At 73.1% G+C, this 23,444-nt stretch carries 19 protein-coding genes; 14 read left to right on the top strand and 5 right to left on the bottom strand.

The genetic code is table 11. The features are described from left to right. The first annotated feature begins 130 nt into the window (after positions 1 to 130). From ACIRPT_RS11125 to ACIRPT_RS11115, 3 genes are all read left to right on the top strand, one after another. Positions 131 to 2,239, top strand: a complete 2,109-nt coding sequence (locus ACIRPT_RS11125; RefSeq protein ID WP_403825356.1) for a serine/threonine-protein kinase — start codon at positions 131 to 133, stop codon at positions 2,237 to 2,239. A gap of 128 nt (positions 2,240 to 2,367) precedes the next feature. Further along, positions 2,368 to 4,842: a protein kinase gene (locus tag ACIRPT_RS11120; protein WP_403825354.1), complete on the top strand. Its 2,475-nt coding sequence runs from the start codon at positions 2,368 to 2,370 to the stop codon at positions 4,840 to 4,842. Positions 4,843 to 4,966: 124 nt separating this feature from the next. Next, complete coding sequence (locus ACIRPT_RS11115; protein WP_403825351.1) at positions 4,967 to 5,701, top strand: DUF6333 family protein; 735 nt, start codon at positions 4,967 to 4,969, stop codon at positions 5,699 to 5,701. A gap of 147 nt (positions 5,702 to 5,848) precedes the next feature. Here ACIRPT_RS11115 and ACIRPT_RS11110 read toward each other — a convergent pair whose 3' ends face one another. Continuing rightward, positions 5,849 to 6,796, bottom strand: coding sequence for an alpha/beta fold hydrolase (locus ACIRPT_RS11110; protein WP_403825348.1), 948 nt, complete (start codon positions 6,794 to 6,796; stop codon positions 5,849 to 5,851). 107 nt (positions 6,797 to 6,903) lie between these two features. On the opposite strand from ACIRPT_RS11110, the gene ACIRPT_RS11105 reads away from it, so the two are divergent. Next, positions 6,904 to 7,575 (top strand): TetR/AcrR family transcriptional regulator, encoded by a 672-nt coding sequence (locus ACIRPT_RS11105; protein ID WP_403825345.1) that lies wholly within the window; start codon positions 6,904 to 6,906, stop codon positions 7,573 to 7,575. 51 nt (positions 7,576 to 7,626) lie between these two features. On the opposite strand, the gene ACIRPT_RS11100 is transcribed toward ACIRPT_RS11105, so the two are convergent. Further along, positions 7,627 to 8,814: a winged helix DNA-binding domain-containing protein gene (locus ACIRPT_RS11100; protein WP_403825342.1), complete on the bottom strand. Its 1,188-nt coding sequence runs from the start codon at positions 8,812 to 8,814 to the stop codon at positions 7,627 to 7,629. A 70-nt stretch (positions 8,815 to 8,884) separates the two neighbouring features. After that, positions 8,885 to 10,411, bottom strand: a complete 1,527-nt coding sequence (locus ACIRPT_RS11095; protein WP_403825891.1) for an AMP-binding protein — start codon at positions 10,409 to 10,411, stop codon at positions 8,885 to 8,887. Positions 10,412 to 10,732: 321 nt separating this feature from the next. On the opposite strand from ACIRPT_RS11095, the gene ACIRPT_RS11090 reads away from it, so the two are divergent. From ACIRPT_RS11090 to ACIRPT_RS11080, 3 genes are all read left to right on the top strand, one after another. Further along, positions 10,733 to 11,926, top strand: coding sequence for an acyl-CoA dehydrogenase (locus ACIRPT_RS11090; protein ID WP_403825339.1), 1,194 nt, complete (start codon positions 10,733 to 10,735; stop codon positions 11,924 to 11,926). Positions 11,927 to 11,934: 8 nt separating this feature from the next. Then, positions 11,935 to 12,942 (top strand): acyl-CoA dehydrogenase family protein, encoded by a 1,008-nt coding sequence (locus ACIRPT_RS11085; protein ID WP_403825888.1) that lies wholly within the window; start codon positions 11,935 to 11,937, stop codon positions 12,940 to 12,942. 464 nt (positions 12,943 to 13,406) lie between these two features. Then, positions 13,407 to 13,880 carry an ATP-binding protein gene (locus ACIRPT_RS11080; RefSeq protein WP_403825336.1) on the top strand — a complete coding sequence of 158 codons (474 nt, stop codon included), beginning with the start codon at positions 13,407 to 13,409 and terminating at the stop codon, positions 13,878 to 13,880. Between the two features lie 486 nt (positions 13,881 to 14,366). On the opposite strand, the gene ACIRPT_RS11075 is transcribed toward ACIRPT_RS11080, so the two are convergent. Next, a complete protein-coding gene (locus tag ACIRPT_RS11075; RefSeq protein WP_403825333.1) occupies positions 14,367 to 15,293 on the bottom strand; it encodes a cyclase family protein in 927 nt (308 codons plus the stop codon). Positions 15,294 to 15,392: 99 nt separating this feature from the next. Here ACIRPT_RS11075 and ACIRPT_RS11070 point away from each other — a divergent pair, with 99 nt between their 5' ends. The 5 genes from ACIRPT_RS11070 to ACIRPT_RS11050 all read left to right on the top strand — a co-directional run bounded on the left by ACIRPT_RS11070 (position 15,393) and on the right by ACIRPT_RS11050 (position 21,000). Beyond that, positions 15,393 to 16,298, top strand: a complete 906-nt coding sequence (locus ACIRPT_RS11070) for an SDR family oxidoreductase (protein WP_403825330.1) — start codon at positions 15,393 to 15,395, stop codon at positions 16,296 to 16,298. Between the two features lie 55 nt (positions 16,299 to 16,353). Continuing rightward, entirely contained in the window at positions 16,354 to 17,553 is a 1,200-nt protein-coding gene (locus ACIRPT_RS11065) for an acyl-CoA dehydrogenase family protein (RefSeq protein ID WP_403825327.1), read from the top strand. Continuing rightward, positions 17,550 to 18,620 carry a Zn-dependent alcohol dehydrogenase gene (locus tag ACIRPT_RS11060; protein ID WP_403825324.1) on the top strand — a complete coding sequence of 357 codons (1,071 nt, stop codon included), beginning with the start codon at positions 17,550 to 17,552 and terminating at the stop codon, positions 18,618 to 18,620. The genes ACIRPT_RS11065 and ACIRPT_RS11060 overlap by 4 nt, the downstream gene beginning before the upstream one ends. Positions 18,621 to 18,752: 132 nt before the next feature. Beyond that, positions 18,753 to 20,039, top strand: a complete 1,287-nt coding sequence (locus ACIRPT_RS11055; protein ID WP_403825885.1) for an MFS transporter — start codon at positions 18,753 to 18,755, stop codon at positions 20,037 to 20,039. Between the two features lie 64 nt (positions 20,040 to 20,103). Further along, a complete protein-coding gene (locus ACIRPT_RS11050) occupies positions 20,104 to 21,000 on the top strand; it encodes a hypothetical protein (protein WP_403825321.1) in 897 nt (298 codons plus the stop codon). 29 nt (positions 21,001 to 21,029) lie between these two features. On the opposite strand, the gene ACIRPT_RS11045 is transcribed toward ACIRPT_RS11050, so the two are convergent. Continuing rightward, entirely contained in the window at positions 21,030 to 21,665 is a 636-nt protein-coding gene (locus ACIRPT_RS11045) for a flavin reductase family protein (protein WP_403825882.1), read from the bottom strand. Positions 21,666 to 21,935: 270 nt separating this feature from the next. On the opposite strand from ACIRPT_RS11045, the gene ACIRPT_RS11040 reads away from it, so the two are divergent. Together ACIRPT_RS11040 and ACIRPT_RS11035 are read left to right on the top strand one after the other, a co-directional pair. Then, positions 21,936 to 22,526, top strand: a complete 591-nt coding sequence (locus tag ACIRPT_RS11040) for an RNA polymerase sigma factor (RefSeq protein WP_403825318.1) — start codon at positions 21,936 to 21,938, stop codon at positions 22,524 to 22,526. After that, a complete protein-coding gene (locus ACIRPT_RS11035; protein ID WP_403825315.1) occupies positions 22,523 to 23,122 on the top strand; it encodes a hypothetical protein in 600 nt (199 codons plus the stop codon). Before ACIRPT_RS11040 ends, ACIRPT_RS11035 begins: the two co-directional genes overlap by 4 nt. Positions 23,123 to 23,444: the final 322 nt, after the last annotated feature.

The raw sequence follows: 23,444 nt of genomic DNA, 5'->3' as shown, positions 1-23,444 counted from the left end.
GAATGAAGGCTCCGCCAGGGTGGGTTGTCCGAGTTGGGTCAGTTTGGCGATCGCCAGGGGATCGACATGCGGTCGCATGGGGTCTCATGGCATCGCGATGCCAACTCGGCTGGATTGCAGAGGGGTTTCCGTGGGCGACGAGGTCGAGATGGACGGCAAGGAGGGCAGGCTGCTCGCCGGCCGGTACCGGCTCGCCGATGTTCTCGGCCGGGGCGGTATGGGCACCGTCTGGCGGGCCCGCGACGAGGTCCTGGGCCGTACGGTCGCGGTCAAGGAACTGCGCTTCCCCGGCGGGGTCGAGGAGGACGAGAAGCGCCGTCTGATCACCCGTACGCTGCGCGAGGCCAAGGCGATCGCCCGGATCCGGAACAACGGCGCGGTGACGGTCTACGACGTGGTCGACGAGGACGACCGGCCGTGGATCGTCATGGAGCTGGTCGAGGGCCGCTCGCTCGCCGAGGTCGTACGGGACGACGGCGCGCTCACCCCGCGCCGCGCCGCCGAGGTCGGCCTCGCCGTCCTGGACGTGCTGCGCGCCGCGCACCGCGAGGGCATCCTGCACCGCGATGTGAAGCCGTCCAACGTGCTGATGTCCGACGACGGCCGCGTCGTGCTCACCGACTTCGGCATCGCCCAGGTCGAGGGCGACCCCTCCGTGACCTCCACGGGCATGCTCGTCGGCGCCCCCTCCTACATCTCCCCGGAACGCGCCCGCGGCCAGAAGCCGGGCCCGCCGGCCGACATGTGGTCGCTGGGCGGCCTGCTCTACGCCTGCGTCGAGGGCCATCCCCCGTACGACAAGGGCTCGGCTATCGCCACCCTGACGGCGGTGATGACCGAGCCGGTCGAGCCGCCGAAGAGCGCCGGTGTGCTGGAAGAGGTCATCTACGGCCTGCTGGTGAAGGACCCGGCGGGCCGTCTGGACGACGCCGGCGCGCGGGCCCTGCTGCTGGACATCGTCAACGGCCCCGAGCCCGAGCCCGAGCCGCCGATGGACGCCACGCGGGCGATGGCGCTGCCCACGACGCCGGCCGAACGGAGCGCGAAGGCGTCGGCCAAGACCAAGCCCGAACCGAAGCCGAAGGCCGCGCCGAAGCCGAAGGTCTCGCGGAAGCCGAAGGCGAAGCCCGCCGCCGGGGCCGCCGCCGCCGGTGCCGGGGGGACGGCCGCGGCCGCCGCCTCGGTGGAGGCACCGGAGAAGGCCGACACGCCCGACACGCCCGGCACGCCGGCCGGCCCGGACCGTAAGGAATCCGCCGCCGCGAAGAACGACGCGGCCCGCGAGAAGCCGGGCGCCACGGACGCCGCACGCCCCGCGACCCGTCCCGCCTTCGACGCCGACGCCGCCAAGGAGCGGGTGCGCGGCGCCCTGCAGTCCGTACGCAACGCCGCCGCCGCGGCCCGCAGCGAGTCCAGACCCGGTGACGGCGGCCGGCCCGCACCGCGCGCCTCGGTGACCGATGTCGTGCCGCGCCGCACGCTGATCATCGGTGCCGTGATCGTGGCGCTGCTGGTCCTGGGAACGATCCTGGCCGTCGCGCTCAGCGGCGGCGACACGGCGAACGGCGCCTCGGACGGCAAGCGCGGCAAGGCCACCACCGGCCACGGCAAGCCCTCGAAGGACGCCAAGAACGACCCGGACGCCGCCACCGCGAGCAATCCCTCGAACGGCGGCACCGGCCCGTCGGACCCGCAGTCACCGAACCCCGGGCAGGGCGACGGCAGCAAGGGCGACAACAAGGGCGGCGCGGACGGCAAGGGCGACAAGGGCGACAAGGCCCTGCCGGGCGGCTTCGCGCCGGTCTCCAACGGCCGGTTCCACTTCACCGTGGCGATGCCCAAGGGCTTCAAGCAGACCGCCACCGCGGGCCAGGGCTCCGGCGCCATATACAGCGCCTCGGGCGGGTTCCCGCGCATCCAGATCGACTACAACGCCAAGCCGGGCAACGACGCGGCGGCCTCCTGGCGCGACCTGGAACCGGCCGTGGCGGGCTCCACCCCCGGCTACCACCTCCTCGGCATCAAGTCCGTCAGCTGGCGGAACTATCCGACGGTCGCGGACTGGTCGTTCACCCGCCGGCAGGACGGCCAGAAGGTGCGCGTCCTCGACCGCGGCTTCCGGGCCGACGACGATCACGGCTACGCGATCATGATCACGTGCAAGGCCGACGCCTGGTCGGACAAGGAGTGCGCCCAGCTGCGCGAGACGGCGTTCCGGACATTCGCCGTGAAGGACTGACGCGACCGGACTCGCGCCGCGAACGACTGACGCGGCGCGGGCCCGTGTCGGTCCCGGCACGTATCGTGAGAGCGAACAGGTCGTACGCATGAACGCCGTACGCCTGAGCGCGCTGTTGGGGAGGCGTCGTGGACGAGTACGCGGGGAGAGTGCTCGCCGAGCGCTACCGCCTGCCGCTGCGCCCCTCCGGCGAGGAGTACTTCGCCGAGACCCGCGCGTTCGACACGTACAGCGGGCAGGAAGTGCTGCTCCGTCAGGTGCCGCTGCCGGAGGTCGTGGAGGCCGAGGTCGTCGGCGACCCCGGTTTCCCGGGCGGCGGATACGCGGGCGGCCCCGGTCCGGCGACGGCCGACCGCAGCCCCCGGGACCCGGCCGTCCGCCGCGCGCTGGAGGCCGTGACGGCAGCCGCGCAGATCCCCGACCACCCCCTCCTCGACCAGGTCTTCGACGTCTTCGCCCAGGACGGCAGCCTCTGGATCGTCGGCGAGCTGATCCCCGCCCGCCCGCTGTCCGCGCTGCTCGCCGAGCGGCCGCTGAGCCCACACCGCGCCGCGGAAATCGCCGCCGACGTCCTCACCGCACTGCGCGCCCTGCACGCACACGGCCGCCTCCACCGGAACATCACCGCCCGCACGGTCCTGGTCTGCGACGACGGCCGGGCCATCCTGACCGGCCTGGCGGTCGGCGCGGCCCAGGAAGCGCTGTGCGGATACGACCTCGCCCCGGGGGAGGGCGCGGTGGTGCCGGAGCAGCCGGTGCCGGACGCCTCCGCCGCGGCGCGCGCCGAGCCGGCCCGGGTGTCCGGGGCCCGCCAAGAGGAGTCCCCGGGGGCGCGGTTCAGCCCGTACGGCGACCACGTCGGCGTACCCACCGACCTGCCCGGCAACGGGGACACCGACCTGCCCGGCGGCACGGACGCCGACCCGCACGCCGACGCGCACACCGGCATCGGCGCCGATACGGGCGAGCTGCCCGCCCCGCGCCGCGAGCCGGCTCCGGAGTCCGCGCCCGAGCCCCAGGTCCGCCTCACCAAGTCACCCACGACCACGCCCGCGGCTTCGGCCTCTCCCTATGGGCGTCCCAGTGCCGCCCTGGCCGCCGAGCGCGCGTGGCAGGCCCGGCTCCAGATCGTCGGCCCCGTCACCGAGCGCTGGGCGCCCGAGCAGGCCGAACCACCCGAGCACACCGGCGAGTTGATGGCCCGGACCGTCCCGGCCACCGACCTCTGGGCGGTCGGTGTGCTGCTCTTCCGCGCCGTCCAGGGGCATCCGCCCTTCCCGGAGGAGAGCGCCGCCGAGCTGGCGCACCTGGTCCGCTCGCAGCCGCCCGCCCCGGCCGGGGAGTGCGGCGAGGACCTGGGCCCCCTCATCGCCGCCCTCCTCAGCCAGGACCCCGCCGGCCGGCCGGACTTCGAGGAGCTCCGCGGCCGGCTGCGCGCGCTGATCCGTACGGCACCGGAGCCGGAGATCGGCCGCCGCCTGGTCACGATTCCGGCGCTGGAGCAGGGCTCGGATCCCCGCCGGCTGCCGATCCTGCGGCGTCGCGGGGAGCTGGTCCGCAAGGAGCGGCGCAAGAAGGGCCGGGCCCGCCGGGAGCGCCGGCCGCAGGCGGTGCCCCTCGCCGCGCCGCTGTCCGCCGAGGCCGCGCCGCGGGTTGCCCCGGTACCCCGCCCCGCGCGCCCGCCGCGCCCCCCGAAGCAGCCCAAGCCCTTCCGGCAGCCCCGCCCGGCCCGTCCCGTTCGGAGCTTCGGGCCGTCGGCCGGGGACCCCTACGAGGAGCAGCAACTGCTGGTACGGGTCGGCCTGGAGGCGGCACCGAAGCAGCCGCGCCGGGCCGCGCGGGACGATGACGACGCACGGGCCCCGCGCGGTCGCGGCCCACGCCACCTCGGCCGCCTCCTCCTGGCCCTGATCCTGCTGCTGCTCGTGGGCGCCGTCGCCTACGCCATGGTCTTCCTGCCGAAGTCCGGCGAGGAGGCCCAGGGCGGGCCGGGCGGCTCGGACGGTACGGGCGTGTCGGGCGCGGTGTCCGGCGGCAGCCCCGCGCCCCCCACCGGCCAGGACAGCGGGCAGGACCAGGGCCGGACCGAGGGCCAGGACGGCGGCGGCTCGGGCGGCAGCCAGGCCCCACAGCCCACCCCGCCCGCGAACGTCGCCCCGGGGTACGCGCTCCGCACCGACCCCGAGGGCTTCCAGGTCGCGGTCCACAAGGGCTGGCAGCGCCGCGCCAAGAACTCCCAGGGCCAGGTCCGTTACCTGGGCGGCGACTACGAGCTGCTGATCGTGCCCGGCCGCGACACCACCGCTCACTTCGGCGCGGACCCCATGGCCTACCAGCAGGACAAGGAGGGCGAGCTGGCCCCGTACCGCGGCTCCGGCTGGTCCTCGGCCTCCGGCCTGCGGCGCACCGACGTCGGCAAGACGGCCATGGCCGAGGGCACCTTCACCTGGAAGGACTCCAGCGGCCGCGCGGTCTACGTCCGCAACCTCGCCATGATCCACAACGGCCGCTACCACCTCGTCGTGGTCATCGGCCCCGACAACGGCCGCCGCGAGGTGGACCGCCTGTACGAGCAGGCGACGAGCACTTACACGCCGAAATAGCCCGAGTCCGAGTCCGAGCCCAAGCCCGCACCCGACCGGCGTCGTCCGCCCTTGCGTCCGCCGCCCGTTGGCCCGTTGAGCCGTTGGTCCGTCCGATGTCAGTGGCCGCCGCTACGGTGCGATCATGACCGAAATCTCATTCTGGGAGCGCCCGCCGGAGACGGCCATCCGCGGCTCGTATTCCGGCGAGTACACCATCACTCTCCTGGACCTGCCACTGCCCGGAAGCGGCGCCGAGCTGCCGCCCCACGACCATGCGAGGGCGCGCGCGTTCGTCGAAGCCTTCCCCACGGTCGATGCGGTTCTGGAGGAGCTCCCTCCCATGCCCGCGTCCGAATTTCTGTCCGCGGAGACGCTCTCGGACCTGGACCTGATCACGGTCGGCTGCTGGGGCAATGTGACGTGCATATCCGATCCGGCCCTCACCACGTACGACGCCGGCCATGATCCGGTCGCGCGTGAGGTCGCCGCGCTTCACGAGCGCTACCCCGGCGCTCTCATCGTGGGTTCCGCCCAAGTCGACTTCGGCGAGAACCACACGCAGCACGCGATCTTTCTTCCCGACGGCCGGATGTTCTCCGCCTCCGGCTTCTCCTGCTACGAAGACTCGTGGCACGCGGACGGCGACCCCCATGTCCTCCTGAACGCTCTCGGCATCGACCCGGCCGATCTGGATGACGCATACCGCGAAGACCTCGGCCTGGAGGGAAAACCCCACCGCACCAACTGGGAAATGCTGGGCGCCCTGGCCCTCGACCACTGCGGCCGCAAGTACCCCACCGGCCTGGAGATGTCCGTCTTCCGCGTCCGCCACACCGAGTTCTACACCGCGATGATGGAGGAAATGAGTGAGTGGTGAACGGCTCAACGGCACTGTCGGCCGGGCCAGTTGACCGATCGCTCCGTCCGTGAACGCCCCGGCGCGTTCCAGTCGGCGCAGCATGCCGTTGCCGTTGCCGTTCCCGTTTCGGGCCTGGGCAGGCCGAGCGAGGGGGGACGGGGCCGGTTACCCGCGCGTGTCCCCGTTCGCCGGCCGGTCCGTGTGGGCCCGGTCGGCGAGCGCGCGCAGGTGGGCGGCGTAGGTGGCCCAGGCGTCGCGGGTGAGGAAGTGGCCGACGCCGGGCAGGGTGCGTAGCCGGGCGCCCGGGACGGCGGCGGCGATGGCGCGCGCGGCCGCCACGCGCACCAGCGGGTCGTGTTCGCCGTGCAGCACCAGGGTCGGCGCGGTGATCCGGGCGAGCGGCCCGCCGCGCCATTTCGCGCCGATCTGACGGCTCTGAGCCTTGTCGTCGCGGAAGCTGGAGACCTGGTGCGCGGCCTCCTTGTCCACGAACTCGCGCACCTCGCGCGCGCCGATGGCCTGGCCGGGCGCGGCCAGGATGCGGCCGACCGCCACGGCCAGGGCCAGGTTGCCGTGCGGGGTCTCCGGGTGGTGCAGCCGCGCGAAGCGGACCAGGGTCGCCGGGCGCAGATAGCGCAGGACGCTCAGGCCCTTGGTGTCGCTGGGCACGGCGGAGGACGTGGTGAGGCTCCGCACGCGGTCCGGGTGGCGGATCGCGGTGCGCTGCGCCACGAGCCCGCCCAGTGAGTGGCCGAAGACGTGGGCGCGCTGCCAGCCGAGGGCGTCGAGCACGGCGACCGCGTCGTCGGTGAGGTCCTCGGCGCTGTAGGCCGGGGCCTCGCGGCGCAGCAGGGCCTTGACCGGCGGGTCGATCCGCCGGTCCGGCACGTGGGTGGACTGGCCGGCGTCGCGCTGGTCGTAGGCCACCACGTGGAAGCCGCGCCGCACGAGCTCGCCCACCAGACCGTCCGGCCACCAGTACCGCGACGTTCCGAGCCCCATGACCAGCAACAACGGGTCGCCGCCCGCTCCGCCCAAGTCCTCGAAGGCGAGCCGGATCCCGCCGTTGTGCGCGTAGCGCGTGATCGCACTCGCCGCACTCGTCACACTCATCACACCCCTTCGATCCGCGAGCGTGATGTTCGCAAACTTCGTTCGCAAACATCATTCGCGAACACCGTACGCGATGGATAGGCTTACGGCAACGCAGGAGGTGGCAGGTGGCAGGACAACAAGAGCCGGTGATCTGGATGCGGCCGGAGCAGGCGCCGGTCGGACGCCCGGCCGAGCGCAGCCGCGCCGAGATCACCGCTGCCGCGGTGGAACTGGCCGACCGCGAGGGCCTGGAGGCCGTCTCCATGCGCCGCGTCGCCGCCGCCCTGGGCACCGGCGCCGCCTCGCTCTACCGCTACGTGGCCACCCGCGACGACCTGCTCGACCTGATGACCGACAGCACCGCGAGCGAGTACCACCCGCCCGCCCCCAGCGGCGACTGGCAGGCCGACCTCCTCGCCATCGCCCGCCAGGGCCGGGGGATCATGCGCCGCCATCCGTGGCTGCCGGCCATGGTCATCGGCCGCCCCGCCCTCGGCCCGCACGGCATCGACCTGCTCGAGCACGTACTCGACGTGCTCGCCGACCACCCGGCCGACCCCACCCGCAAGCTCGAGGCCTTCGCCCTCCTCAGCGGCCTGACCGCACTGTTCGTCCAGAACGAGACGGCCGCCACGGGCACCGGCGCCACGCACCGGTCCGCCTACCTCGGCCACGTCGCCGCCGCAGGACATCACCCCCGCATCGCCGCCCTGCTCGCCGCTGCGCCGCCCGACGACGACCCCCGCGACCGGTTCGACACCGTCCTCGCCCGCTCCCTGGCCGGCGTGCTGGGCTGACGTCCGCCGTCGCCGGCCCGGCGCCCCGGCGTCGGCGCACCGAAGTGCCCACTACGCGCTCAACTCCCGTTCCAGCGGCGTCCGGAAGCGCGGCGTGACGCGGACGTCGCCGACCCATCCCGCCAGCCGCGCCGCCTCGGCCGCGACCGCCGACGCGGCCTCGCGCCCGCCCTCGTCCGACAGCAGCCGCCAGACGATCTCGCCGTCCGCCCGCTGCGCCCAGCCGCCGATGATCCGGCCGTTCCACCACACCGTCGGGCCGATGTTGCCGCTGCGGTCGAAGAGGTGGGGGACGTGACCGGGGTCGAGGTACCAGTCGCGGGACTTCCAGCCCATGGCGGTGGGGTCGAGGCCGGGCAGCAGGGCGGCCCAGGGCTCGGGCGCGGGGACCGGTTCGAGGTCGTCGGGGAGCGCCAGTGCGGCGACACCGCCGTCCAGGGTCACCTCGACCGCGTCCGTGGCGGTCACCGCCCGCCGGGTGTCGGTCAGGGTCCAGCCCGTCCACCACCTGAGGTCCTCGACGGTCGCCGGGCCGTACGCGGCGAGCCAGCGGCGGGCGAGGCCGGCGCGGGCCTCGGGGGCCGGCGGGGCGGGCAGGTCGGCGAAGGCGGTGCCGGGGGTCCAGCGGAAGGAGCTGCTGGTCCAGCCACCGCGCGGCCGGCCGCGGCGGATCGTCCCCTCGGCGGCCAGTACGCGGAGGATCCGGCTGGAGACGGCGACGGTGGCCTCGTACGGTTTGCCGGGCGAGACGACGATCGTGTCGCGCAGGTCGGGCACATCGGCGGCGAGATCGCCGGCCGCCGCCTCGCCCCGGGCGGCCAGCGCGGCGAGGGTCCGCGCCTCCACCTCCGCGAGCCGCCGCTCGTCCCACCCCGCTGCGCCGCCGAGCACCCACCGGGTCATGTTGCGCCGCTCCTTGGCGGCGATGGCCAGTGCCGTGGACGAGGCCACCACCGGCGCGAGACCGGCGCCGACCGCGAAGAGCGTACGGCGCATGCACAGCAGCCGGACCAGCGAACGGTCGTCGTAGAGCGCCCGCTCCACCTCCGCCGGGCCGGGCGCGGTCAGGCGGGCGCAGGCCGCCAGATGGACGGTGGCCGCATCGCTGGCGTGCAGCGCCACGACCGCGTCGGCGACCTCTTCGGTACGGGCCGACCGGTACGCGGGCGCGAGCAGATGGCGCCGCCCGAGGCGGGCCCGGCGTCCGGAGGCGTCGATGTGGGGGCGGGGGCGGCTCATGCGGCGACCGTGCGGGGGCGGTGGTGGGTCATGCGGAGGACCGTAGGGCGTGGGGAGGACGGATCGCGTCCTACACGCCGGTCCCCTTCGCGCCCCCGAAGCGCTCCCGCAGCTCGTGCTTGAGCACCTTGCGCAGGGTCGCCCCGCGTGGCAGCGCCGGCAGCACCTCCAGCTGTTCGGGGAGCTTGTGCGGCGCCAGGCCCTGGGAACGGAGAAACGCGCACAGTGCGGGGAGGGCCAACTCCCCTGTCCCTGCCCGTTGTTCGACCGCCGCGCAGAGCCGCTCGCCCCGCTCCGGGTCCGGCAGGCCGATCACCGCCGCATCGGCCACGTCCGGGTGCCGGTGCAGCAGATCCTCGATCTCCCGGGCGGAGATGTTCTCGCCCTTGCGGATGATGATGTCCTTGAGGCGGCCGGTGACGACGAGGTGCCCGGTGGGCGTGAGGTGGCCGAGGTCGCCGGTGGGGAGGAAGCCGTCGGCGTCGAAGGGGGCGGGCTCGTCCAGGTAGCCGCGGCAGACGGCCGGGCCGCGCAGCCGTATCTCCCCGCTGTCGGGCGCGATACGGATCTCCATCTCGTCGGGCGGCCGGCCGTCGGTGGTGGCGAGGCGCTCGGGGCTGTCGTGCGGGTCGCCCATGGTGACCATCGGGGCCTCGGTCATGGCGTAGCCATGAGTGAGCTGACAGCCCAGCTCGGCGACCACCTCGTGGTAGAGCGAGGGGGGTTTGGGGGCGCCGCCGCCCGCCAGCAGGCGGAGGGCGGGCAGGAGCCGGCGGCCGGGGGCGAGCTTGCGCTGTTCGGCGAGGAAGAGGGCGTAGAAGGCGGTGGATCCGCCGGCGAGGGTGACGCCGTGGCGGCGGTAGGCGGCCAGCGAGCCGGGGAGGGCGAAGTGCTCCAGGAGGACGGCGGGGATGCCGTGCCGCAGGAGCATGACGGTGTAGTCGGGGCCGGCGACATGGGCGTACGGGAAGGCCATCGAGCCGACGTCGGACGGGGCGATGCGCAGCGCGTCGCCCAGGCAGCGGCCGGCGGCCAGCAGGCTGCGGTCGGTGTGCAGTACGCCCTTGGGGCCGGCGGTGGTGCCGGACGTCCAGTAGATCCAGCGCGTCTCGTCGGCGTCGGCGGGCGGCGGCGGCAGTACGGCCGGGTTCCCGTCCGGGAGGGTCCGGTACGCGTCGATGACCCTCGGCGGACCGGGCAACGAGGCCGCCAGGCGGCGGGCCATCGCGGTGTGGTCGAAGCCGCGCCAGGTACCGGGGACGGCGAAGAAGGCGGCGCGGGTGCGGCGCAGCACCTGGCGGACCTCGTGGTCGCGGTAGAGGGGGATGACCGGGCTCTGTACGGCGCCGATCCGGGCCAGCGCGAGGCTGAACAGCACGGTCTCGATGCGGGTCGGCAGCTGCCAGACGACGCGGCTGCCGGGCCGTACGCCCCGCTCGTACAGGCCGGCGGCGACCCGTTCCGCCCGCCGGTGCAGCGCCCCGAAGGTGATCCGGCGCTCGTGCCGGGCGGACTCGGTGCCCTGGATGAGGGCGGGCGCATCGGGGCTGCGGGCGGCGCGCCAGGCGAGAAGGTCCCAGAAAGTGGCGCCGGTCATCGTCATCCGGATCTGCCTCCCATGCACCCCAGCTGGCTGACGGTGCGTCAGATTTTCTGGCGAGGTTAGAGGTCGGCGCCTTGTCGGTCCAGGGTGTCGGGGCTAGCCTGATTCTGACGGGTCATCAGATAGCTGCTCGGGCACGGCCGCTTCACGGGGCGAGGGGACACGATGGGCAATCCGGCAGAGCCACCGCGCATCATCAGCGTCGACGACCGTACGAGCGGGCCCGCGCGCCTCTTCGGGGCCCGCCCGCGGGGTACTGCGATCCGCGTGCCCGCCCCGGCCGTCCACTCCGGCCCCGGCAAGTAGCCGCCGCCCATGGACCTCACTTACACAGCGGAAGAGGAAGAGTTCCGGGCGCGGCTGCGGACCTGGCTCGGCGAGGTGCTGCCGAAGCTTCCCGCCAAGCCCGCCGCGACCGACTGGCCCGGCCGCCGGGCGTACGACGCGGCCTGGCAGCGGATGCTGTACGACGCCGGCTACGCCGGGCTGCACTGGCCCCGGGACGCCGGCGGCCAGGGCGCCACCCCCACCCAGCACCTGATCTTCCTGGAGGAGACCGAGCTGGCGGGTGCGCCCTACGTCGGCGCGGGGTTCGTCGGGCTGCTGCACGCCGGGCCCACCATCGCCGCCGAGGGCACCACCGAACAGCGCGCCCGCTGGCTGCCGCCGATCCTGCGCGGCGAGGAGATCTGGTGCCAGGGCTTCAGCGAACCGGACGCCGGGTCGGACCTCGCGGCGCTGCGGACGAAGGCGGTGCGCGACGGCGACGCGTATGTCGTCACCGGCTCCAAGATCTGGACCTCGCACGCCGAGGTCGCCGACTGGTGCGAGCTGCTGGTCCGCACCGACCCACAGGCGCCCAAGCACCGCGGGATCAGCTGGCTGGCGATGCCGATGGACGCGCCCGGCGTCACCGTGCGGCCGCTGCGCACGCTCGCCGGGTCGACGGAGTTCGCCGAGATGTTCCTCGACGAGGTCCGGGTGCCCGTCGGCAACCGCGTCGGGGCGGAGAACGACGGCTGGCGGGTGACCATGGTGACCCTCTCCTTCGAGCGCGGCACCGCCTTCGTCGGCGAGGTGGTCGCCTGCCGCCGGGTGCTCGGCGCGCTCGCCCGTACGGCGCGGGCCAACGGCCGCTGGGACGATGCGGTGCTGCGCCGCAGGCTCGGCCGGCTGAGCGCGGAGTTCGCGGCGCTGTGGCGGCTGACCCAGTGGAACGTCAGCGAGGCGATGGGGGTCCCCCCTGCTCGAGCGGAGTCGAGAGCTCGGGGGAGGAGCGGGGGCGTCCCCGGGGCCGGCGGTTCGGTCTTCAAGCTGCGCTATTCGCACGCCCGGCAGGAGCTGTACGACGCGGCGGCGGAGGTGCTGGGCGCCGGGGCGCTGGACGCGGACCAGGAATGGATCGCGGACCGGCTCTCGTCCCTCTCGTACACGATCGCGGCGGGTACCTCCCAGATCCAGCAGAACATCGTCGCCGAGCGCATCCTCGGCCTGCCGAAGGGTCGGTGAGCGGGCCGGTGGACTTCCAACTCACCGCGGACCAGCGGGCGTTGAAGGACGGCATGCGGGAGCTGCTGGCCGGGCGCTTCGGCCGGGACCGGCTGCGGACGGCCGTGGACGAGCCCGCGCTGGACCGCGCTCTGTGGCGGGAGCTGGCCGAGGCCGGATTCTTCGCGCTACGGCTGCCGGAGTCGGACGGCGGCGTGGGGCTCGGCCTGCCGGAGGCGGTGCTGGTCTTCGAGGAGGCCGGGCGGGCGCTGCTGCCGGGGCCGCTGGTCGCCTGCCAGCTGCTGGCCGGCGCTGTGGACGGCGTCGCCGCCGGCGAACGGATCGTCGCCCTGGCCGACGCGACGCCCGCACCGGCCACCGGCGCGACGGCCGACCCGACCGCCCCCGTGCTGTGGGAGCACCCGGCCGACTGCGACGCGTTGATCTTGCTGGGGGGTGTGCAGGGGGCGGATCCGGTGCACCAGGGGCGCGTACACGGGGCGTACCGTAGCGCGGCCGCCTCGGTGACCTGCGCCCCTTTCGCCTCAGTTGACCCGCTGACCCCGCTCGCCCGCGTAACGGACATCTCGGACGCGTCTCCGCTGGCCCTCGACGTGCCGCGGCTGCGCCGCGAGGCGGCGCTGCTCACCGCCGCCCAGCAACTGGGCAGCGCGGCCCGTACGGTCGAGATGGCGGTGACGTATGCCCGCGAACGCGAGCAATTCGGCGCACCCATCGGATCCTTCCAGGCGGTCAAGCATCTGTGCGCGCAGATGCTCGTACGAGCCGAAATCGCCCGAAGTGCGGTGTATGCGGCGGCGGTCACGGAGGGTGTTCTCGACGCGGTCGGCGCGAAACTGCTCGCCGATACGGCTGCGGTGCGTAACGCCCGGGACTGCCTGCAGGTTCACGGCGGCATGGGGTTCACCTGGGAGGCCGATGTGCATTTGCATCTGAAGCGCGCCTGGCTGCGCGCCGAGTGCTGGGGCCGGGCCGCCGAGGCGGAGGAAGCGCTGGCGGAGGGCTTGCCGGCCTGACGGAGGTTGAGGCGATGGGCCGTCTCGGAGGCCGTGATGTCGGGTTCTGGCATCCCGTGTGCGGAATGTCGGGTACCGCACGCATAAGCGGTCACGGAGGGTCGATATCGGGTTGTGTCCTAGGCGTGACTCGTCACAGGCGGGAGTCGGCGTTCCGCTCGGGTACGCTCCCTTGGGTGCGAGTGGTTCTGTGGCGCAACGTCCACGGTGCCGTCGAGAAGACGGCTCCGGGGTACGGACTGCGCGCCGCTCGCCTCGGGCGGGGGCCCGAGAATCCCCCTTGTTCGACTCCCCGCAAAGTGCGTCGCACAGTATGCAGTACGCATACTCCCTTGCGCTGGAATATGCCCGAAGCGCTTGTTGGGGTGACTGAACGTCAACCATGCTGTGCTTCACCGGGGTCACGCACCGTGATCCTGTGGAGGCGCGAGGCGATGTTTCCGCCGGTTCGGATGGTGTGAGCGGTGCAGGTGCTTCAGGTTCAGTTGGAGGTACGGCCCGACCCCGCAGAGGTGGGGCGGGCCAGGCGATGGGCCCGATCACGGCTGATGGGGTCCGGCATAGGGGCCGATGAGCCACTGGCCGAGACGTTGATCTTGCTGATCTCCGAGCTCGTCACCAATGCCGTGGTGCATACCGGCTCGGCGGCGAAGCTGCGGATGTGCTTCTCGGGATCGGGTGCGGTGGTGGGGACCGTACGCGTCGAAGTGCTGGACGCCAGTGCCCGCCCGCCGCGCCAGCGGCACGCGGACGGCGAGGACACCAACGGGCGCGGCCTCGAGCTGGTCGACGGCCTGGCGGACCGCTGGGGCTGGCAGCAGGAAGGCGCCGGCAAGCGGATCTGGTGCGAGGTGGACCGCTGCCAGTCGCTGTTGCTGGCGGCGGGGGGCGAACTGGGGGCGTACGAGGCCCCTTGCGCCGTGACCCACCCGGCCTGACCGCATCGAGGGTAACGGGGCGCGCGTCGTTGCCTCGCGCCTCGGCGGGTTGTGCGCCAGAAGATGGCGGCCCAGTGAATGACGCGCCAGTGCATTGCGCGGCACCGCATAGTGCGTCACCGCATCGCGTGCCGTTGCCTCGTGTGCCAGTAGATGGCGTGTCAGTGCGTCAGTGCATTGCGCGGCACTGCATCGCGCGGCAGTACATCGGATCCGAGTAAATCGGGTGCAACGGAATTAGTCCAGACCAGCTGTTGACGTGGCGTGGTCTGTTGATCACCCTTGGGTGGAGCGATTCGCCGCGAGGGGACGTCGAGGCCATGGGGAGAGCCGGCCATCCGGTCGGGATCTCGGCGAGTGCGGGTCGCGGCCTGGTTGGGGGTCCCCCGGCGGTAGCCGGGGCAGGTGGCGGTCCGCGGTGCCGCGCTCGGGGCGCGCATGGGCGCACCGCCACCTGGCCGGGCCGGACGGGGTCCGGCGGGACGCTCAGAGGATGGCCACGGGCGCCACCGGTGTCCCGGTTCCGCCGACGAACGGCTCGGCCATCGCCGACAGCAGGAACGTGGCGCGGCCCGCCGCCGCACACGCCGCGCTCAGCTCCTCCAGATTCCAGTTCTGGCCCTGCAGCATGCCCATCTCCACCAGGTCGAGGGCGTGTACCGGCAGCCACAGGTTGTCGATCTCCGGCGGGAAGATCTCAAACGTGAGGGTGTCATTGGCGACGGCGGCGACATCGCGGGCGTGGAACCACTCGGGGGTGCGCAGCGACAGTCCGGGGGAGGGGAAGGCGTACGCCTGGCGGTCGCCCGCGAGGTAGTGCTGGATCTGGCCGGTCCGGACGAGGACGATGTCGCCCGCGCGGACCTTCGTACCCGCCAACTCCTCGGCGGCGTCGAGGTCTTCGGGGGTGACGGCGTGCGCGCCCGGCAGCCGGTCGGTGCCGTGGGCGCGGGCGACGTCCAGGAGGACGCCGCGGGAGACGATCGGGGTGGCCTTCTCGATGCCGAGGCTGGTGGCGCCGCGGTGGGCGGTGATCGAGTCGGCGGGGCGGTTGTTGTAGAGCCGTCCGGAGTGGGAGACATGGGTGAGGCCGTCCCAGTGGGTGGCGGCCTGGAGGCCCATGGTGACCGCGTCGTCCGAGGTGGCGACCGTACCGGGGCCGAAGATCTCCTGGTTGATCGCCACCATGGTGTGCAGGGGGTTGACCCGGCCGGGGATCATGCCGGTCTGTACGCCGTCCTGTTGGAGGGGCAGCGCGAGGGGGATGCGGCGGCCGGTACGGATGCCGGCGGCGGCCGCGCGTACCACCTCGTCGGTGATCAGGTTGAGGGTGCCGATCTCGTCGTCCGCGCCCCAGCGTCCCCAGTTGTTGACGCGTTTGGCGATGTCGTGGAACTCCTGCGGCAGTGCCATGAGGTCTCCTCGGGGCGGGTTCGGCTCGGGGTCTTGTGTTCGTACCGCGTCTGCTCAAAAATCTAACGGTCCGTCAGAAAGTGCGGGAAGGGGTGCGGCATGGGGAACTTCTTGGCCGGCAAGGTGGTCGCCGTCACGGGGGCCGGACGAGGCATCGGGCGCGCGGTCGCCCTGGCCTGCGCCGAGCACGGCGCCAAGGTGATCGTCAATGACTACGGGGTCTCCATCGCGGGCGGTGAACCGAGCAGCGAGGTCGCCGAGTCCGTGGTGAAGGAGATCGAGTCGGCGGGGGGCGTGGCGACGGCCGTTGCCGACGACGTTTCCACGATGGCCGGCGGGCAGCGGATCGTGGACATCGCGCTGGCGCAGTACGGGCGCATCGATGGCGTGGTGTGCGTGGCCGGAATTCTGCGGGAGCGGATGCTCTTCAATATGTCCGAGGAGGAGTGGGATCCGGTGGTCGCCACTCATCTCAAGGGGACCTTCACGGTTTTCCGGGCGGCCGCGGCGGTGATGCGCAGGCAGGGATCGGGCACCCTCGTGGGATTTACCAGCGGGAATCACCAGGGATCCGTCTCCCAGGCCAATTACTCGTCCGCCAAGGGCGGGATCATTTCGCTGGTGCGCAGTGCCGCGCTCGGCCTGCACAAGTACGGGGTGACCGCCAATGCGGTGGCTCCGGTCGCGCGGACGCGGATGTCGGCGAATGTGCCGATGGAGCTGACGGAGATCGGGGAGCCGGAGGATGTGGCGGCTTTCGTGGTGTATTTGCTGAGCGAGCGGGCGCGGGAGATCACCGGACAGGTTTATACGGTGGCCGGGCCGAAGGTCGCGGTCTGGGCGCAGCCGCGGGAGCTGCGGTCCGCCTATGTCGACGGAGGGTGGACGCCGGAGAAGGCCGCCGAGGTGGTGGCGGGGCCGGTCGGCACGGATCCGATGCCGATGCTGGCGCAGCTGTCCGACATGGCGCGGGCGGCGGCGGCCAAGGACCGGCCCAACCGTTAGGAATTTCCCCGGCGTTGCCGACGGGCATGGGTGCGGGCGTTCCTGGGAGGCTGGCGTGGACTTTGGGTTCGAAAGTGCGGACGGCGAATTCCGGGGTGAGGTTCGTGACTGGCTGTCGCGTCATCTCGTGGGCCCTTATGCCGAATTGGGCGGGGCGGGAGGCCCCGGCAGCGAGCATGAGGGTTTCCCGGTGCGGTGGGAGTGGGAGCGGGAACTCGGAGCCGGTGGCTGGATAGGGCTCGGATGGGACCGTGCGCACGGCTCGTACGGGAATCGTCCGGCGACGCTGACGCAACAGGTGGTGTGGGCCGAGGAATACGCGCGGGCGAGGGCTCCCGGCCGGGTGGGGCATATCGGGGAGAACTTGCTGGCGCCGACGCTCATCGCTTATGGGGACGAGGCGCAGCGGGAGCGGTTTTTGCCGGCTATCGCGCGGGGGGAGGAATTGTGGTGCCAGGGGTACAGCGAGCCGGACGCGGGATCGGATCTGGCGGGGGTGCGCACGGCCGCCGTACGGGACGGGGGAGCGTACCGGGTCAGCGGGCAGAAGATCTGGACGTCGCTGGCCGGGGAAGCCGACTGGTGTTTTGTGCTGGCGCGGACGGATCCGGGGGAGCGGCGGCACCGGGGGCTGTCTTTTCTGCTGGTGCCGATGGACCAGCCGGGGCGCATCGAGGTGCGGCCGATCCGGCAGATGTCGGGGACCTCGGAATTCAACGAGGTGTTCTTCGACGGGGCGGTGGCGCGGGGCGAGCATGTGGTGGGCGGGGAGGGTGCCGGCTGGCGGGTGGCGATGGGGCTGCTGGCGTGGGAGCGGGGGGTGTCGACGCTCGTCCAGCAGATCGGGTTCGCGGCGGAGCTGGCTGAGGTGGTCGGCGAGGCGGTCGCGCGCGGCGCGGTACGGGATCCCGTACTGCGCGATCAACTCATCGCCCAGTGGGCCGAGTTGAACGTCATGCGGTGGAATGCGCTGCGGACCCTGGGGGCGTCCGGGGACGCGGGCGCGCCCAGCGTGGCGAAGCTGCTGTGGGGCGGCTGGCACCGGCGGCTGGGAGAGCTGGCCATGCGGGTGCGGGGAGCCGCCGCGGTGTCGGGGCCCGGCGACTGGTCCGCGCGGGCGCCGTACGAACTGGATGCGCTCCAGCGGCTGTTCCTGTTCAGCCGGGCCGACACCCTTTACGGCGGCTCGGACGAGATTCAGCGCAACATCCTCGCCGAGCGCGTGCTCGGCCTGCCCAGAGGGGAACGGCGATGAGGGGCGTTATTTTCGACGGCGAGCGGACCCGGGTCGTGGACGATCTGGAGGTGCGGGATCCGGGGCCGGGAGAGGTGCTGGTCGCGATCCGGGCCGCCGGGCTGTGCCACAGCGATCTGTCGGTCATCGACGGGACCATTCCGTTTCCGGTGCCGGTGGTGCTGGGCCACGAAGGGGCCGGGGTGGTCGAGGCCGTGGGGGCGGGGGTTGAGCATGTGGCGCCCGGTGATCACGTCGCCCTGTCGACGCTGGCCAACTGCGGGGCGTGCGGAGAGTGCGACCGGGGGCGTCCGACGATGTGCCGCAAGGCGATCGGGATGCCGGGGAAACCGTTCCGGCGGGGGGACACGGAGCTGTTCAACTTCGCCTCGAACTCGGCGTTCGCGGAGCGTACGGTCGTCAAGGCGGTGCAGGCCGTGAAGATCGCCGAGGATATTCCGATGACGTCCGCCGCATTGATCGGGTGCGGGGTGCTGACCGGGGTCGGGGCCGTGCTCAACCGCGCGAAGGTGGACCGCGGGGATTCGGTCGTGGTCATCGGCGCCGGTGGCATCGGGCTCAATGTGCTTCAGGGGGCGCGGATCGCGGGGGCGTCGACGATCGTCGCGGTGGACGCCAATCCGGCCAAGGAGGCGGTGGCGCGGCAGTTCGGGGCGACGCATTTCATCGATGCGTCGGCGGTGGTGGACGGCGTCAAGGCGGTCAAGGCGATCCTGCCGACCGGTGCCGATCACGCCTTCGAGTGTGTGGGCAGTACGCGGCTGATCCGGCAGGCGGTCGATCTGCTGGACCGGCATGGGCAGGCGGTCCTGCTCGGGGTGCCGCCGGCCAGCGCGGAGGCGTCGTTCGTGGTGTCGTCGATGTACTTGGACAAGTCGATCCTGGGATGCCGGTACGGATCGGCCCGGCCGCAGCGGGACATCGCGCTCTACGCCCGGATGTACCGGGAAGGGCGGTTGCTGCTGGACGAGCTGGTGAGCGAGACCTATCCGGTGGAGGACTTCGCCAAGGCCGCCGATGATGCGCACCATGGGCGGGTGGCCCGGGGCGTTTTGACGTTCGGGTAGCGGTGCGGTGGGGGCCGGTGCGTCGGGTGGGGCGCCCCGCTGGCCCGATCCTGGCGAAGGCTGGCCCTTCGGCCACTCGTTCCGTACGGACCGGTCGGTGATGCTGCTCGGGTGAGCCAGATACCCGAGCAGATATCCCCACCGACGCCGCCCGTCGCGACGCCCGAACCCGTCCCCGCCCGCCGCCGGCGGCCCCACCGGGCGTGGTCCGTCGCCGCCGTCGCCTTCCTCACCATCATCGGCGCCGCCGGCTTCGCCTCGCTGCCCGGTCTGCTCATCGATCCGCTGCACGCCGAGTTCCACTGGTCGCGCGCCACCATCGGCTTCGCGGTGTCCGTCAATCTCGCGCTGTACGGGCTGACCGCGCCGTTCGCCGCCGCGCTGATGGACCGCTTCGGGATCCGCCGGGTGGTCGCCGCCGCCCTGACGCTGATCGCGGTCGGTGCCGGACTGACCGTATTCATGACCACCAGCTGGCAACTCGTCCTGCTGTGGGGTGTGTTGGTGGGGCTGGGCAGCGGCTCGATGGCGCTGGCGTTCGCCGCCACGGTCACCGGGCGCTGGTTCGTCGCGCGGCGCGGGCTGGTGACCGGCATCCTCACGGCGGCCGGCGCCTCCGGGCAGCTGGTCTTTCTCCCGTTGCTGTCCTGGATGGTGGAGCGGCACGGCTGGCGGCCCGCCGCCGTCACCGTGGCGCTCGCCGCGCTCGCGGTCGTCCCCCTGGTGTGGCTGCTGCTGCGCGACCACCCGGCGAGTGTGGGCCTGGCGCCGTACGGGGCGACGGAGTTCGTGGCCAAGCCGCCGGCGCAGCGGGGCGCGGCCCGGCGTGCGGTGCGGGCGCTGGTGTCCGCGGCCGGCACGGGGCCGTTCTGGCTGCTGGCCGGCACCTTCGCGATCTGCGGCGCCACGACGAACGGCCTGGTCAAGACCCACTTCGTGCCCGCCGCGCACGACCACGGAATGCCGATGACGGCCGCCGCCTCGCTCCTCGCGGTGATCGGCGTCTTCGACATCGTCGGGACCATCGCCTCGGGCTGGTTCACCGACCGCTTCGACACGCGCCGGCTGCTCGCCGTGTACTACGGCCTGCGCGGCGTCTCGCTGATGTTCCTGCCGCTGCTCCTCGCGGACACCGTCCACCCGCCCATGGTCTTCTTCATCGTCTTCTACGGCCTGGACTGGGTCGCGACCGTCCCGCCGACCATCGCGCTGTGCCGCGAGTACTACGGCGAGGACGGCGCGATCGTCTTCGGCTGGGTGCTGGCCGCCCACCAGGTGGGCGCCGCCCTGATCGCCTTCCTGGGCGGCCTGGCGCGGGACGCCTTCGGTACGTACAACCCGGTCTGGTACGCCTCCGGGGCGCTGTGCGCGGTCGCGGCGCTGATGGCGCTGGTCATCCGGCGGCGCCGGGGCGCTTAGGGCGACCTGGTCGCGGGGCGGGTTTCCGCCGGGTGCATGATCCCGGTGGGAGGGGTGGTGCCGGATGAGCATGACCAGAGGTGGGACGGCCGGTGCGGTGTTCTGGAGCCGGCCGGCCTTCGCGGCCTCGATGGCCACGCTGCTGGGCGAACTGCTGGTCGCGGGCGCCGCGGTGACGATATCCGGACTCGGCGGGTCGGTGGGGCCGTCCAACAGCGCCTTCCTGATGGTGTTCGTGCTGCCCGTGGTGATCCTCCTGGGCGCCGTACCAGGGTTCGTGGTGACGACGACCCTGGTGCTGCCCTCCCTCTGGCTGGCGCGGTGGGCCGTCGGCCGGGGCCGCCTGCCGGGGCGGCCCGCGTGGTGGTGGCCGGTGATCGCCACGCCCTTCTCGGCGGCCTGCGCGACCGTTGTGTACAGCGCGATCTTCGCGTTCCTCTACGGCACCGTGGCGCCTTTGCGGTACCTCGCGTGGTGGCCGGCGCTGACGGTCATCGGCGTACCCGCCGTGCTGTTTGCCGCGTACGCCGCCCGGGACTCCGCCGCCCGGCGTTCCACGCGGCTGCCCTTCACCGTCAAGGGTGGCGGAGTCGCGGCCGCCGTCGGGGCGGCCCTGCTGGTCGTGGGCGCCTTCGACGCCGGGGTGCTGCCCGGGGACGAGCCGCCGAACCTGACGCGTTCCGCGCTCGTCGGCGTCTGGGAGGACGGCTCCGGCGGCACGCTGCGGCTGCGCGCCGACGGGACGGCGAGCGCGTCGCGGGTGGGCGACCCCGGGGAACGCTGTGACGGCACCGGTCACTGGAGCCTTCGGCAGCCCCTGCCGGACAACGGCCCGACCGTGGCGGTGACCGGCGACTGCGGGGCGCAGTGGGACATCGGCGGTTCGCAGTACCGGCCGGTGCTCTACTACGACCGGGACGATCCTGACGTGGGGGACCGGTATGAGCTGACCCGACGCTGAGGGCACGGAGGCGCGGAGCCCGGCCGCCGTCAGCCGCTGAGCCGCCCGAAGGCGCCCCGGTGGAAGAGCAGCGGCCCGGCCTCGGCGGCGGCCGGGTCCGCGGCGAGGGCGTCGACCTGGCCGACCACGATCAGATGGTCGCCACCGGTGTGCACCGCGTGGATGGTGCAGTCGATCCAGGCGGGCACGCCCGTCAGCCGCGGCGAACCGGTCGCCGGCGCCGCCACATACGAGACGCCCGCGAACTTGTCGCCGCCGCTGACCGCGAACCCGCGGCACAGTTCGCCCTGTTCGGCGCCGAGGATGTTGACGCAGAAGACCCCGGCGCGGGCGATCACCGGCCAGGTGGTCGACGTACGCGCCACCATGAACGTCACCAGCGGCGGGTCGAGGGAGAGCGACGCGAACGACTGACAGGCGAAGCCGGCCGGACCGGCTTCGCCCGGTGCCGTGATGACCGTGACGCCACTGGCGAAGTTCCCCAGGACGGAGCGGAATTCGGCCGGGTCCAGGGGGGCGCGCTCATCCTCCCGTACGGCGCGCAGCGCGGGGCGTCGGTGCGGTGCGGGGGCGGCGGCCGGGTCGGCCGATGCGTCCGCGCCTGGCGGGGAAGCCGTGGTCGGCGCGCCGACCGAGCGTAGATAGCGCACGGCCGTGGCCGCCATTCCCGCGTGTCCCATCATGAATTCATTGAATCTGATGCTGCGTCAGATGGGAAGTCCCCGGACGGGTGCCGAGGCATGGAGGGGCGGTGGCGGGCCGCCGTCGGGCGGGTGCCGGGGGCTGCCACTCGCGGGGGTGGTTTGGGGTGACTCAGGGGTGATGTAGGCGGTATTCGGGGGAGATTGGCGGGTGGCGCCTGGTTGGCTACGGACTGCACGGGTGACTTCCGTCTCGGTCGCCACCCGTAGTCCGGCACGGGGGAGTTCCACCACATGGCAGATGCGACGTCGTCGTCACCTCCGTCTGCCGTGTCACCCACCTTCGACGAGGTCTTCTGCGGGCTGCTGCCCCGGCTCTACCGGCGTGCGGTGCTGCTGGCCGGATCGAGACAGTCCGCGGAGGACGTGGTGCATGAGGCCTACCTCAAGCTCGCCGCCCGGCCCCAGCGCTTCCTCGCCCATCCGGAGCCGTACGCCTACGCCTTCACCGCGGTGCTCAACATCGCCCGCGACGCCCATCGCAAGGACCGCCGCCAGGTGCTGGTCGATGCGGTGGAGGGCGTCGAGGAAGTCGGCGCGGTCGGGCCCGGCGGCTTCGGGGCGGGGGCCGGCGGGGCGGCCGGGGGCTGGGACGGCGGCGTGGAGTGGCGGCATGCCGAGCTCGAAGCGGTACGCCTGCTGGGGCGGTTGTCGCAGCGCCAGGCCGGCATCGTCATCCTCGTCGACCTCGACGGCTACACCATCGACCAGGCCGCGAGGATCATGAAGGTGCACCGCGGCACGGCCGCCCGGCACCGCGCCCGCGCGCTGGACAGGCTGCGCGCGCACCTCGTGGCATCGCAGCACGGACGGGCGGGGAGGTGAGCGGCACGGTGGGTGCGGGGGACGACGCCGAGGCGCTGCTGCGCGAGCGGCTGCGGCGCGCGGACGAGCGGATCGAGGTGCCGGCCGGGTTGTGGGCCCGCATCAAGGGGGCAGGACCCGGACCTGCTCCCGGGCCCCGGGTGGCACATAAGGCGCCCGTGTCGCCCCTGCCGCCGCGCCGGAGGACGTACGTCCTCGCGCTCGCGGTCGCCGCCACGGTGGCCGCCGTGGCGCTCGGGGCGTGGTGGCTGGTGCGTCCGGGCGCCGGTGAGCGGCAGCCGGCCGCCGGTGTCCGCGCGGTGCCGGTCACCGTCTACAACAGCGAGTCGGCCTGCCGCCGGATCCGTTCACTGGAGTGCGGGCTGCGGCTGGCCAGGGACCCGCACGTCCGCTACGCCGCGCGGGACAACTCCGCGGGCCGCGTATGGCACGGCGATGTGCTGGCCGCGCACTGCGTGATCGCCGATGGGCGGCTGGTCCGTGATGAGGCGGGGGTGACGTCCACCCGCTGGTACCTGGTGACCGCCAGGCGGGGCGTGACGGGCTGGCTGCCGGGGGTGCGGACCCGCAATACGCGTGAGGTGCCGTACTGCTAGCGCCATGTGAGGCGCCGTGATGTGCCGTGACGGGTTGCGATGCGGTGCGTTGCGTGGCGATGCGCCCGCGATGTGTCGCGAGGTGTGGGGATGCGGCACGGTCGGCACTATGTGATGCAGGTCACGTCGAGGTGTGTCATGCGGGGCGGGGGCGCCGCGCGTGTGCCAGGTGGGGGGCCGGCCATGTGGCCGGCCCTACGGGCTTACAGGGAGTCGGCGAATGGTGGCGGCGGCAGGCGGCAGGCTCGGCGGTGCCGTGTGGGCCGGGGTGCTCGCGGCCGGCCTGTTGTGGGCGGCGGGGGCAGTCACCGGGGGATCGGGT

Origin of the sequence: Streptomyces sp. NPDC101227, assembly GCF_044767545.1 — a bacterium.
Lineage (GTDB): Bacteria > Actinomycetota > Actinomycetes > Streptomycetales > Streptomycetaceae > Streptomyces.
This window is presented reverse-complemented; position numbering and strand designations above follow the sequence as displayed.

Excerpts from the sequence above, each read along its gene's own strand:
- ACIRPT_RS11045 (WP_403825882.1), bottom strand. The coding sequence starts at position 21,665 with ATGGCGGCCACGGCCGTGCGCTATCTACGCTCGGTCGGCGCGCCGACC.
- ACIRPT_RS11095 (WP_403825891.1), bottom strand. The coding sequence starts at position 10,411 with ATGACCGGCGCCACTTTCTGGGACCTTCTCGCCTGGCGCGCCGCCCGC.
- ACIRPT_RS11090 (WP_403825339.1), top strand. The coding sequence starts at position 10,733 with ATGGACCTCACTTACACAGCGGAAGAGGAAGAGTTCCGGGCGCGGCTG.
- ACIRPT_RS11115 (WP_403825351.1), top strand. The coding sequence starts at position 4,967 with ATGACCGAAATCTCATTCTGGGAGCGCCCGCCGGAGACGGCCATCCGC.
- ACIRPT_RS11060 (WP_403825324.1), top strand. The coding sequence starts at position 17,550 with ATGAGGGGCGTTATTTTCGACGGCGAGCGGACCCGGGTCGTGGACGAT.
- ACIRPT_RS11050 (WP_403825321.1), top strand. The coding sequence starts at position 20,104 with ATGAGCATGACCAGAGGTGGGACGGCCGGTGCGGTGTTCTGGAGCCGG.
- ACIRPT_RS11110 (WP_403825348.1), bottom strand. The coding sequence starts at position 6,796 with ATGAGTGTGACGAGTGCGGCGAGTGCGATCACGCGCTACGCGCACAAC.
- ACIRPT_RS11075 (WP_403825333.1), bottom strand. The coding sequence starts at position 15,293 with ATGGCACTGCCGCAGGAGTTCCACGACATCGCCAAACGCGTCAACAAC.
- ACIRPT_RS11040 (WP_403825318.1), top strand. The coding sequence starts at position 21,936 with ATGGCAGATGCGACGTCGTCGTCACCTCCGTCTGCCGTGTCACCCACC.
- ACIRPT_RS11100 (WP_403825342.1), bottom strand. The coding sequence starts at position 8,814 with ATGAGCCGCCCCCGCCCCCACATCGACGCCTCCGGACGCCGGGCCCGC.
- ACIRPT_RS11070 (WP_403825330.1), top strand. The coding sequence starts at position 15,393 with ATGGGGAACTTCTTGGCCGGCAAGGTGGTCGCCGTCACGGGGGCCGGA.